Annotated in this window: 9 protein-coding genes; 3 read left to right on the forward strand and 6 right to left on the reverse strand. The window is 71.3% G+C overall.

Annotation, left to right across the window (positions count from 1 at the left end; all coding sequences use genetic code 11):
• Positions 1–240 precede the first annotated feature (240 nt).
• Positions 241–1,743: a guanitoxin biosynthesis pre-guanitoxin forming N-methyltransferase GntF gene (gntF, locus tag ABZU69_RS25465; RefSeq protein ID WP_354966858.1), complete on the reverse strand. Its 1,503-nt coding sequence runs from the start codon at positions 1,741–1,743 to the stop codon at positions 241–243.
• Positions 1,744–1,996: 253 nt separating this feature from the next.
• A complete protein-coding gene (locus ABZU69_RS25470) occupies positions 1,997–3,697 on the reverse strand; it encodes an AMP-binding protein (protein WP_354966859.1) in 1,701 nt (566 codons plus the stop codon).
• Positions 3,698–3,796: 99 nt separating this feature from the next.
• Between ABZU69_RS25470 and ABZU69_RS25475 the strand changes: the two genes are divergently transcribed.
• Both ABZU69_RS25475 and ABZU69_RS25480 read left to right on the forward strand, forming a co-directional pair.
• The gene (locus ABZU69_RS25475; protein ID WP_354966905.1) at positions 3,797–7,309 is read left to right on the forward strand and encodes a BTAD domain-containing putative transcriptional regulator; all 3,513 of its coding nucleotides are present in this window, start codon (positions 3,797–3,799) and stop codon (positions 7,307–7,309) included.
• A gap of 167 nt (positions 7,310–7,476) precedes the next feature.
• Entirely contained in the window at positions 7,477–8,493 is a 1,017-nt protein-coding gene (locus ABZU69_RS25480; RefSeq protein WP_354966860.1) for a hypothetical protein, read from the forward strand.
• Positions 8,494–8,558: 65 nt separating this feature from the next.
• Here ABZU69_RS25480 and ABZU69_RS25485 read toward each other — a convergent pair whose 3' ends face one another.
• Entirely contained in the window at positions 8,559–9,050 is a 492-nt protein-coding gene (locus tag ABZU69_RS25485) for a DUF2231 domain-containing protein (RefSeq protein WP_354966861.1), read from the reverse strand.
• Positions 9,051–9,195: 145 nt separating this feature from the next.
• Positions 9,196–9,693, reverse strand: a complete 498-nt coding sequence (locus ABZU69_RS25490; RefSeq protein WP_354966906.1) for a YcxB family protein — start codon at positions 9,691–9,693, stop codon at positions 9,196–9,198.
• Positions 9,694–9,739: 46 nt separating this feature from the next.
• Between ABZU69_RS25490 and ABZU69_RS25495 the strand changes: the two genes are divergently transcribed.
• A complete protein-coding gene (locus tag ABZU69_RS25495) occupies positions 9,740–10,108 on the forward strand; it encodes a YciI family protein (RefSeq protein ID WP_354966862.1) in 369 nt (122 codons plus the stop codon).
• A 158-nt stretch (positions 10,109–10,266) separates the two neighbouring features.
• On the opposite strand, the gene ABZU69_RS25500 is transcribed toward ABZU69_RS25495, so the two are convergent.
• Together ABZU69_RS25500 and ABZU69_RS25505 are read right to left on the reverse strand one after the other, a co-directional pair.
• Positions 10,267–11,544 (reverse strand): RNA polymerase sigma factor, encoded by a 1,278-nt coding sequence (locus tag ABZU69_RS25500; protein ID WP_354966863.1) that lies wholly within the window; start codon positions 11,542–11,544, stop codon positions 10,267–10,269.
• Between the two features lie 100 nt (positions 11,545–11,644).
• Positions 11,645–12,076: a YciI family protein gene (locus ABZU69_RS25505; RefSeq protein ID WP_354966864.1), complete on the reverse strand. Its 432-nt coding sequence runs from the start codon at positions 12,074–12,076 to the stop codon at positions 11,645–11,647.
• Positions 12,077–12,328 lie beyond the last annotated feature (252 nt).

The raw sequence follows: 12,328 nt of genomic DNA on the forward strand, positions 1-12,328 counted from the left end.
ACCGCGGTGTCGCCATCGACACAAGGACGACTTTGCGCATCTGCACAAGTCAGAAGCCCGTCGAGGGAGAGCCGATCCGAACGGCACACCTGGTCGGGGCCGATGGTGGGCGCAGTGTCATCCCTGCACCCCGCACCGGTTCATGGCGACGAGGAGCGGCCGTTGGCAAGGGCTCGTTTCCCCGCGTGGCTCAAGGCCCGGTGCCCCGGCGCGACCGAGTTCGCTGCGCGGAGACTCCGTTCAGATGGGCGGGCGGCGGGACAGCAGGCATCTAGTCAGCGCCGCGGCGAGGCCGGCCAGCCCGGCTGCCGCGAAGCCGCCCGCTGGCACGGAGACGTCGATCGCCAGCCCGACGACCGGGGATCCGAGCGCGAAACCCGCGCTCAGCGCCGAGGATTGCAGACCTGTCGCCTCACCCCGCACGCTGGCCGGCGCAAGCCGGCTCACCGCGTCGGCCACCGTGGAAAGGGTTGGCGCGGTGAGAAGCCCGGCGCCGACCAGTGCCAGTCCCGGCGCGCCGTTCGCTCGCGGCCGGACGCGCTTGCGGGCCCAGCACAGGACGATGGCCGAATAGCCGTGTGAGCTCTCCTGGGCGACCTGCCGGACCTCGATCGACCCGTCCAGCGGCCCGAACTCCGGCCGCAGCACCGCCCTGAGGTCGTGTTCGTCGACATCAGCACTGGGAAAGGTCCTTTCCGCGACGAGGTAGCCGCGACATCGGCGCAGGGCCGCGGTGACGAAGAGACCCCCGGGCTGGACCAGGCCCGTGATGTGTCGCATGAGGAGCTGCCAGGTGGGCCGGTCGTCGGTGGCGGAGTCCGCGCAGTAGGCGCTGACCACCGTCGCGTACCGGCGGTCCACCGGGCGGGCGTGCCGGCCGTCCACCCGGATCAGCGCGGTGATCTTTCCCCTGACGAGGTCCTCGCGGGCGGCCACGTCCTCGTCGGTCGGGCAGCTGATCCCCTCGCACCGCAGGGTGTGGCGGACGAACGGTCGCCAGTCGTGGGCGTCGGGTTCGCGGTCGATCCACCGCTGGATCTCGCGGAGGTTGGCCGGCAGATAGTCGCCCAGGTGAATCTCCGATGCCACCTCGGCTGCCGCGAACACGTGGTGCAGGGTGGGCCCGACCCCGAAGAACAACACGGGTTGACCGCGCTCCGCGTGGCGCATCGCCTCGACGAAGAACGCGATGGTGGCGATCTCGTCCGGTTCGACGGCCCGGTAGTAGCTGGCGAGGTACTCGGCCGGTACCCAGTCCGTGTCGAACGAGGCGTACCGGTGGCGGCGGCGCCGGAGGAATGCTCGGGTGAGACGGGCGAGCCCGTACTCGTACAGCGCGGCACCGAGGTTCGCGCCGCCGAGGAACACGAGTGCGTCGTTCGAGCTGATCGAGTCGCTGAGCGCGGCGACCCCGAAGGCACCCGCGTAGTAGGGCACCTCCTTGGCGACCTCCGTACCGGCGTACCCGATGGCCGCCGCCACGCGCGGTGCGCGGGCGCTGTTCGTCATCCGCCGGATCACGTCGTACGCCGCTTTGGACAGCACGTTGGTGCTGGTTCCGGTCGTGGCCAGGAGCATCCAGTTCGCTCGCACATTGGCGGTGAGGCCGATCCCCCAGACCGCATAGCTCGCGACGAGAAACGCCACCACCCACTGGCGGTCGAGGCCGCTGAACAGACCGGAGGCGACCAGGCACGTGCCCGCGGCCACCACGCTCGCCTCCAGCGCGTAGGCCGACGCCACGGTGGCGGCAAGGCTGACGGTCCACTTCCTGAGCCCTCGGTGCTCCGTCGGCGGGCGTCGCGGTGGCCGAACCGCCTGCGCCACGGGAATCCCGTTCATACCGGTGTCGCCGCTCGGGCCGGTCGAGGGCCCGGATCCCAGGCCACCGACTGAAACACCGCGACCACCAGCGCACAGACCGGTTGCCCGGTGCAGCGAGCGCCCGCTGCCAGTTGGGTCGGACCACGGCCGACGGCCCCGGCCACCAGGATGTTCATCGGTTCCCGCCAGCCGAGCGGAGCTCGGCCGGGGATGCCTGCGCGGTCCGCGTCCGTTCCGACCGGACGCGCTCGGCCTCGACCAGCACCCGGCGCGAGAGCTTGCCCGACGGCGCCCTCGGCACCGATGGGGTGAACCGAACGGCGTGCAGCCGTTTGTAGGGGGCGACCCGCTCGGCCACGTAGGCCAGCAGTTCCTCGGCTGTGGCCGGTTCCCGCAGCACCACGTACGCGACCGGCACCTCGCCGGCGTCCGCGTCGGGCCGAGGCACCACGGCCGCGTCGGCGACCGCCAGGTGGGTGCGGAGCAGGTGCTCCAGCTCGGCCGGCGCGACCTGGTACCCCTGGTACTTGATCAATTCCTTCAGCCGGTCGACCACGTACAGGTAGCCGTCCTCGTCGAAGTAGCAGAGATCGCCGGTGTGCAGCCAGCCGTCGGCGTCGATGGTGGCGGCCGTGGCCTCCGGTCGGTCGCGGTAGCCCCGCATGAGCTGCGGGCCACGGATCCACAGCTCGCCGGCGCGTCCGGCACCGAGGTCGCCGCCGCCGTCCGGGTCGACGACGCGCGCCTCGGTGTTGGGTACCAGCCGGCCGACCGACCCGCGCCGCGGCTCGTCGAGTGGGCCGACGGTGACCATGGCGCTGGCCTCCGTCATGCCGAGGCCCTGACTGACCACACAGCCGAGCCGCTCGGCGCACCGCTGTTCCACATCGGCGCCGAGAGGTGCCGCACCCACGCCGAGGCTTCTCAGCGACGACAGGTCGTGCCTGTCCACCAGCGGATGGTCGGCCAACGCCGTCGCCAGCGGCGGTGACACCACGGTGACCGTCACCCGATGTTCCGCAATGGCCCGAAGGAAAACCTCGAAATCGGAGTTGGCCAGGGTGACGACGGTGGCGCCCGCCGCCAGGCTGCAGGGCAGCAGGAAGTTGAACCCCATGACGTGGAAGAACGGCGCTGCGGCGAGGACCACGTCGTCCTCGCGGAAATCGATCACCGCCTGGCTCTGGCGGACGTTCGTCACCAGGTTCGAGTGGGTCAGCTCCACTCCCTTGGGCAGGCCGGTGGTGCCGCTCGAGTAGGGCAGGGCGGCCAGCTCGTTGTCGAGGTCGCTCGTCACCTCCGCCGGCGGATGGTGGTGGGCGATCAGCTCGCGGAACGACGTCGCGCCCGCCGCCTCCCCGAAGACCAGCACCTCCTGGACGCCGGCCAGCTCGGCGGCCGCCAACGCGCGGTCCAGGAACGGCGGGACGGTGACCAGCATCCGCGCCGCGGCGTCGGTGAGCTGGCCGGCCAACTCCTCGACGGTGAGCATCGGGTTGGCGCCGGTGACGATCCCGCCGGCCGCCATCGTCCCGTAGGCCGCCAGGGCGTACTCGGGCAGATTGGGGCTGTAGAGGGCCAGGACGGCACCCGCCGCGAAGCCTCGGGCGACCAGGCCGGCCGCGACCCGCTCCACACCGGTGGCGAGCTGGCGGTAGCTGATCGTGCGGCCGGTTGCGCCGTCGATCAGGGCCGGCTTCTCGCCGAGGCGGGCGGCGTGCCGCAGCACGAGCGATTGCACGGTGGTACCGCCGACCTGCACCTCGGGCAGGTCGCTGCGGAACGGGTGGACGACTGCCATGGTGACTCCCCTGCCGTGTGCGACCACACCAGCCGGCGGGATGCCGCTGGTGGACCGGGTTTCGCCTCTCATGACCCGACCGTAGGGAGCCGTCGTGTGCAGACCGTTTCCCGACCGTTTTCGCAGCGTGGATCGCGATAGAGTTCTTCGCGGACGACGACGGCGGTGGCGATGCGGGACCAGGAGTTGCGTGTCCGGGTGCTCGGCGGGGCCGAGCTGACGGTCGGCGGCCGTCCACTGGTCGAGCTGGCCTCTGCCAAGGCGACGGCGCTCCTGTTCTACCTGGCGGTCACCGGCACCGCCCACTCACGCTCGGCGCTGGCCGGGTTGCTCTGGAGCGACCTTCCGGAGCCGACGGCCCGGGCAAATCTGCGGCTGGTGCTGACCAAGCTGCGTCGGGTCGTCCCGGAGCATGTGGCAGTGAGCAGGCAGACCATTGCGCTGGCGGACAGCCGGCAGGTGTGGGTCGACGCTGTGGAGGTGGGCCGGGTGGCCGCCTCCGATCAGGACGACGACGAGCTGCTGGAGGCCGTCCGGCTCTGCCGAGGCGATTTTCTCGAGGGTTTCGGCGTCCCCGGAGCCCCGCTGTTCGACGAGTGGTTGGCCGACCGGCGCGCCGCGGTCCGAGCGGACATGCTCGCGCTCATGGACCGTGCCGTGCGGCGGGCCAGAGACCGGCGGGATGCTGCCGGCGGCATCGAGGTGACCCGTCGTCTGCTGCAGCTGGAGCGGCTCCACGAGGAGGCGCACCGCGCGTTGATGTGGTTCCTGGCCGTGGGCGGTCAGCGCAGCGCCGCTCTCGCCCAGTACGAGACCTGCCGCTACCTCCTCCGGGAGGAGCTGGGCGTCGAGCCGGCGCCGGCCACGCTCGCTCTGCGGGACGAGATCGCCGGCACCGGTGGGTTCACCGCGCTGGGTGTCCTCCCGGCCACGGCGAACCCGGCCCGGTCGGCCGGGTCGCCGACGTCCGACCTGCCTCGCCCGCTCACCGCGCTGATCGGTCGGGACCGGGAGCTGGCGCGTCTGCATGAGCTCCTCGACGATCCGGCGTGCCGGCTCGTGACCCTCGTGGGCCCCGGCGGAATCGGTAAGACCCGGCTGGCGGTGGAGGTCACCGCGAGTCGGCGGACGCGGCATCGTGGCGGGACGGTGTTCGTGTCGTTCGTGGGGACCAGCGCGGCCCGCCCGGACGAGGCCGCCGACCTGGTCGTCGCCGGCCTCGCCCGCGCGCTGGAGATAGAGCTGGCCGTGCCCCGCGAGCCACTGGACCTGCTCACCGACCAGCTCGCCGGCCGCGAACTGCTGCTGGTGCTCGACAACCTGGAGCACCTCCGGGACGCCGCGGGGGTCCTCGCCGAACTGCTGCGACGAGCACCGGGTACGCAGCTGCTGGTGACCTCCCGGCGGCAGCTGGGGCTGGGCGTGGAGTGGCTGGTCGAGGTGCCCGGCCTGCCGTACCCGCCGCCGGGCGCCGACGCGGACGCCGCCGGCTACGAGGCGGTGCAGCTCTTCCAGGAGCGGGCGCGGCCGCTGCGCCCCGGCTTCCCCGCCGTCGTCGACGCCGAGGGCGTCGGTCGGGTGTGCCGGCTGGTCGCCGGTGTGCCGCTGGCCATCGAGCTGGCCGCCCGCTGGGTACGGTCCGCCAGCCCGGCCGCCATCGCCGACCGGCTCGCCGACGGGCTCGAACTGCTCGAGACGACCGCACCTGACGTGGAGCGGCGGCACCGCAGCCTCCGCTCGGTGATCGACTGGTCGTGGCAGCTGCTGACCGACGAGGAACGCCGGACCCTGCGTCGGTTGTCGGTGCTGCGCCGCAGCTTCGACCTCGCGGCCGCCGGCGCCGTGGCGGACGCCGGACTGCCGATGCTGGCCAGCCTGGTCGACCAGTCGCTGGTCGCCGTCGGTGGGGACGACCGCTACGAGATGCATGAGCTGCTCCGGCAGTACGCCGCCGAGAGCCTGGCCACGGACCCGGTGGAGGAGGCGCGGGCGCGGTGGCGCCACGCCGAGCACTATGTCGCGCTGCTCCCCTCACCGGATGAGGCCCGCGCCGAGGGCCGGCCGAGTCTGGAAGTCGAGCAGGAGAACCTGCGCGCCGCCACCGACTGGCTCATCCTGGACGCCGACCCGACCGCGCTCGACGCCCACCTGCTGCGGCTGTGGGCGCTGTACCGGCGCCTGGGCTGGTTCCGGGAGGCTCAGGTCTTCTTCGGCGCCGCCCTGGAACGCCAGGGGATCACGACCCTGCAGCGGGCACGCTGGCACCGCATGCTCGGCGAGACGCACCAGCAGCTCGGCGAGGCGAACGCCGCGCGGTACCACCTGGAACGGGCGTTGGATCTGCTCGGCGCCCGCGTGCCGGCGTCGACGACGGGCCGGCTGGGGATGCTCACGTCACAGGTGGCACGCCGGACACTCCGGGGCCTGCGGCCGGGTGGTGCCGTCGCCCGTCGTGCGGAGCGGCGCGAGGCGGCCCGGGAACGCGCCGCCACCTGCTTCACGATCGCCGAGATCTACTGGGTGCTCAATGAGCATTTCCCGATCCTCGCGGCGTCGATCTCGTCGTTGAACGATGCCGAACGCGCCGGGGACCTCGATCTCATCGTCCGGGCGCAGGCCGGTCTCGGGATGACCGTCGGCACCCTGGGGTTGCGCCAGCTCGCGGGCCGACACCTCCGCGCCGCGAGCGCCGCCGTCGAGCGCACCAACGACCCGCTCACCGCCTGCTGGGTCGGCATCGTGGGCGGGCTGCACTGGACCGGCGTCGGCGACTGGGCGGCGGTCGAGGCCGGCGCCGCCAGGGTCCTGAAACTGCGGCGCCGGACACCGATGCACCGGTGGGCCGACGAGGTGCTGCTGATCACCGCGGTCACCCGGTACCTCACCGCCCGCTATTCGCAGGCGGCCGCGGCGGCCGTCGAGGCGATGGCTTCCGGCCGCGACCGCCGCGATCCCATCGTGCACCTGTGGGGTCTGCTCGTCCTGATCGAGACGGCCCTGCGCGCCAACCCCGACGACGCGGCTCTGGCGGGCTGGTCCGAAGAGGCCGCACAGCTCCTGCCGGCAGCAGCCCGGATCGACGCCGCCCGCCTCCACGTCGCCACCGCCCGCCAACACCTCGCAGCCGGGCGGCGGGCGGACGCGTGGCAGGCGATCCGCACCGCCGACCACCTGATGGGCCCACATCAGTCATTCGAGCAGTACGCCATCGAGGCGCACGCCGGCGTCCCCGAGGTCTGTCTGACGCTGCTCGAACAGGCCGGCTCTCGGGAAAATCCGGCTGGCGGAGCGGACGAGCCGGACCCCGCCCACCTGCGCGCGACCACAGCGGTCGCCCTGCGCCGGCTGCATCGCTACGCCCGCACGTTTCCCATGGCCCGTCCGAGAGCGCTCATCTGCCTGGGCTGGTACCACTGGCTCGACGGCCGCGCCGGGGCCGCCCGCCGGGCGTGGGTCCGGGCGGTACGCGAAGCCGAGCGCCGTGGGATGCCCTACGAACTGGCGCGCGCCCACCACGAACTCGGCCGTCACCTCGCCTCGGGGCAGCGGTCCACCCTTGGGCTCACCAGGGCCGAGCACCTGGATCGGGCGATCGCCGGATTCGACGCCGCCGGGTGTGGCGCCGATCTGCGCCGAGTTCAGGCGCTCGCCGGTTACTTGTCCGGCCGTACCATCTCCCGGTGATCTCCCCCCGCCGACGGCTGGCCGCCGCGTCCATTCTCCTGGTGTTGGAGGCGGTGGCGTTCGGGCTCGTCGTGACCGAGTCCGTGACCGGTGCGATCGCCGCCGTTGCCATCACCTGCGTGTCGTTGTGGGTGCACCTCGTCCTGCACGAGTGCGGACACCTCGTCATGGCGAAGCTGCTGCGTCTGCCGGTCATCGCGGTCCGTATCGCACCCTTTGGCGGGTGGCGGAACGAAGTGTCGGTCCGGCCAGCGCCGTCGGCGACCGCGTTACCGCTGCGGATGGTGCTGTTCTACCTCGGTGGCCCGATGGCGAACCTGTGCACTGCGGCGGTGCTCTGTGCCGCGGCGGCGTTGACGAGCACGGCGTTGACACGCCTGGCGCTGTTCGGCGCAGCGCTTTTCGCGGTGCTGCTCGGGGTGGTCAACCTCATTCCCGGGACTTCGCCCCGCAGTGACGGCCGCAACCTGCTGCGCTGGCTCCTCGCGCCAACAGCCACCCTTGCCGCGCTACGGGCTGGCTACTACCAGGGGGAGGTGAGCAGCACGTTGCGGACGATCGCCCGAGGGCAGGTCGACGACGATCGTCTCGGAGATCCGGCTCGCGACGGCAACGACCCGCGACTCGCGCTCGCCGCCGTCCACCGGCGCTGGAGCACGGGCCACACGCAGTCAGTGGCGGACCTCATCGCCGACGCCGAGCGGCTCGCGGCGTTGGCTCGCGCCGACCGCACCGATCCCATGACCGCCGCCGCAATCGGACAGGTGCTCACGGTTCAGTTCGGATTGTGGTACCTGTACGCCGCAGTGGTGAACGAATCGCCGGTCGAGCACCCAGAGGTGGTGGAGATCTCGGAGCTGGCGCAGCTCGCCTTCCACGTGCAGCCGCACAAGCTGTCCGCCCGTGTCGCCATGAGCCTGGCTCACCTGCTCAACCAGCGCCCGGAGCAGGCGCGGTCACTGCTTCTCGACATTCGGCCGGGTGTCGACCCGCCGAATCTGTGCAGCGTCGCGTTTCTCCTGCGGGCCATCGCCGAGTGTTACCTGGGCAACCACGCCGATGCGGACGCCCTCACCAGGGCGGCCGGCGGCGACCACCCGCAACTGACGCAGGTCGTTGCCGCGATCCAGGCTGCGGATCCGGTGCCGCCCCTGTTCGCCCCGGCACCGATGGCGGACACCTGATCGCGAGGAAATGTCCGCGGCACCGGTTCGGCTCGACAGATCGGCCGGTCGGCGTGGCGCCGGGGTCAGGCGCCGCGCGACGGCGCGCGGCGCAGCGAGCTGGTCGCGTTCACCCCGGCCTTGTCACTCACCCCGATGCCCAGCCGCTCGACCAGTTCCCCGCCCAGCCAGGCAGTCCCCAGGGCCAGGATGATGCCCGCGAAGCTCAGGACCAGCGCGGCGGCGTTCGGTTCCCAGTTCTCCCGGGACAGACGCACCAGCCAGCTCACCGCGAACAGGATCACGACCACCAGGTTGCCGACGCCGTGCGCCGCGCCGATCCGCTTGGCCCGGGTGCCGGCTGGGATGGCACTCCAGTCGATGAGGCCGAACAGGGCGGCGACCACGCCGCCGATGACACCCGCCGCGATGGTGTACGCGGCGGAGATCTGGAATCCGGTGCGGTCGGTGATCAGATAGAGGATGTCGAAGATGACCGACGTGGCGAGGAGCCCGAGCGGGAACACGATCAGCATGGGATGGATCGCGTGACCCATCGCCTTGGCTCGACTTTCCACCACTACCTCCTGTCGGGGCGACAACCGCGCCCGCATACCCGGACCGGACGCCGATACACCCGGCGGGACAGTTCGGTTTCAACGGCCGCCGACGGACCGAGCGTTCAGGTGAATGGCGTCGCGTATGACCGCGGCCAGGGCGGGTTCACCGTCGTCGGAGCAGCCCTCGTTTGGTTATGAAGGCTCGCAACGTCTCGGCATCCTCGGCCGACATCAACCAGCGTGGGATCACGGTCGCCGGCATCCGGCCGACGTACACGATCCAGAACTCCGGGGTATCCCTCACCTCGGCGACCCCGTCCCATGCGATGCCACCGGACTCCGAGCCGCTGCGCATCATGATGTTGTCATCGGTGATGTCGTAGGCGCCCTCGACGGCGTAGCGACTGGAGCGACGCCGGGCGCGCCACCGCACCCACGGCCAGTACAGCATCGACAGCAGGCCACCCACGACCATCGCCATCCACAGCGGCGAAGTCTGCTCACCCCACCCGGACCCCCGCGAGACGGCCAAACCGATCGCCCCGACCGCCGCCAGCACCGCACCGATGTAGCCGAACCTGCGCAGCCGGACCCTGCCGAGCGCAGCGGCCACGCGGCCTGGGTAGGCGGGATCGGCTGGGATGTCAAAACGGATGTGCACGCCAGAACGATAGTGTCCCCACCCGCCGGGACAAGGGAGCCATGGGATGACGCGATACTTGATCTCGTTCAATGACGGCTCGATGGACCACATCCCCGACGAGGATTGGCCCGACGTGGGCAAGGCATCGCACGCGGTAGTCCAGGAGGCCGTGAACGCCGGCGTGTTTGTGTTCGGCGCTGGACTCGAACGCCAGAGGGCGAGCGTCGTGGCAACGGACGGGATGGTCACCGATGGCCCTTACCCGGAGACCAAGGAGGTCATTGGCGGGTTCGTGGTCGTCGACGTGGCCTCACGCGAGGAGGCGCTGACGTGGGCTGCCAAGATTGCCGGCGCTTGCCGCTGCGCGCAAGAGGTTCGGGAGCTCATGCCCGATCCCGAAACAGACGCGATGCTTCGCCGGGCTGACATGTGATGGTTTAGTTCCGACGGTGTCGGATCGAGGAAGACTCGCCACGTCAGAGCAAGACTTGCGTCGGAGTCGCTCTCATCGCGGCTGCGCACCGTAGGTTGGTGTGGCTCTCATCTGGCGTGCGCCCCGCCGGTCACCGCGGCGGTGAGAGGCTCAAGAGGTCAGGGATGGTCCGTTCGCAGCGGCTGATCGCAGGCGGCGGCACGATCCAGCAGCAGGCTCCGCTCCCGCTCGTTGCGGGTCAGCGACGCCGCCCGCTCGAACTCCGCCCGCGCCTCGGCGTGCCGGCCCAGCTTGACCAGGAAGTCACCGCGTGCACTGGGCAGCAGGTGGTAGTTCTGCATGGCCGGAAAGGCCATCAGCTGATCCAGCAGCGCCAGCCCGGTCGCCGGCCCGAACGCCATGGACAGCGCCACCGCGCGGTTCAGCTCGACCACCGGGGACGGCATCGCCTCGGCCAGATTCTCGTAGAGCCAGGCGATGCGCTCCCAGTCGGTGTCCTCGAAGCGGCGTGCCCGGGCGTGGCAGGCGGTGATGGCCGCCTGCAGCACGTACGGGCCGGGCTTGCCATCGATCAGGGCCTCGGCACGCTCCAGCGCGGCCAAGCCGCGGCGGATCAGCAGCTGGTCCCAGCGGGCCCGGTTCTGGTCGCCCAGCAGGATCGGCTCGCCCCCGGGGCCGGTGCGGGCGACCGCCCGGGAGGCCTGGATCTCCATCAGCGCCAGCAGACCGTGCACCTCGGGCTCGCGCGGAGCCAGCCGGGCCAGGACCCGGCCCAGCCGCAGGGCCTCCTCGCACAGCGCCGGCCGCATCCACTCGTCGCCGGTGGTGGCCGAGTAGCCCTCGTTGAAGATCAGGTAGACGACCTCGAGCACCGAGGAGAGCCGGGCCGCCAGCTCGTCGCCCTGCGGTACCTCAAACGGCACCTGGGCGTTGGCCAGGGTCTTCTTGGCCCGCACGATCCGTTGCGCCACGGTCGGTTCCGGCACCAGGAAGGCCCGGGCGATCTCGTCGGTGGTCAGGCCGCCGAGCAGCCGCAGGGTCAGTGCGGCGCGGGCCTCCGTGGACAGCACCGGATGGCAGGCCACGAACACCAGCCGCAACAGGTCGTCGCCGATGCCGTCGTCCTCGGCGACCATCGCGCCGATGTCCGGGGTGGATTCCTCGAGTTCCCGGCCGACCTCCTCGACCTTGCGCTTGAAGGTCTCGTTGCGCCGGATCTGGTCGATGGCCCGACGCTTGGCGGTCGTCATCAGCCACGCGCCCGGATTACGCGGCACGCCCTCCGCCGGCCACTGCTCCAGCGCCGCGACCAGCGCGTCCTGCGCCAACTCCTCGGCCACGCCGATGTCGCGGACGAGCCTGGTCAGTCCGGCGATGAGCCGGGGCGCCTCGATCCGCCAGGCAGCCTCGATCGCGCGGTGGGTGTCAGTGGCCACGGCCCCCGTCTACCCCACCGCGCGATCGGACGCAAGCACGCTCATGCCACGCGGGCGGGTTCGGTCCTGAGCCGAACCCGCGTCTCCCAGGCTGCGGTGATCAGTTCCCGGCGACCGTCGCGCGCCGCCTCTCCACGGCCGCCTGCTGCTCGGCGGTGAATTCCTCGCCGAAGTCCTCGGCGTGGAAGACCCGCCGGATCTCGATGTTGGTCTGCGCCCCCACGCCCGGGTGCTGGATCGGGCAGCGCTTGAACCACTCGACACACTCCTCGAGCGACTTCATTTCGACCATGTAGTAACCGGCGATGAGCTCCTTGGTCTCGGTGAACGGTCCGTCCACCACGGTCTTCTTGTCGCCGTCGAAGTAGATCCGGGCACCCTTGGCGCTGGACTGAAGGCCGCCGGCGTCCAGCAGCACGCCGGCGTCGACCATCTCCTGAATGAACTTGCCCATCGTGTCGAAATCCTCGGTGGCGGGCAGCACGCCGGCCTCGCTCGCCGCGGTGGCCTTGGTGATCACCATGAACCGCATCGCTGTCTCCTCATGTCAGGGTGCCATCTCACCTACGCGTCGAACGGCGGTCGGCCCGCTCGACACCCTGCCAGAAGTTTTTTCCGCCGCGCTTGGCAACGCCGCGCTCGGCGGGTCGGCGGGTCCGCTGCCCACCACGCGAAGGCGGCCGGTCCGGCCTAGCGGGCGCGCGACGGCGGCCAGCGCTGGCGGGACGACCCTCCCCCCGGTTCGGTTGACTCCTGACCTGTGCGGATGTGTTCCTCACTGGAA

This window comes from Micromonospora sp. NPDC005206 (assembly GCF_040608175.1).
GTDB lineage: Bacteria > Actinomycetota > Actinomycetes > Mycobacteriales > Micromonosporaceae > Micromonospora.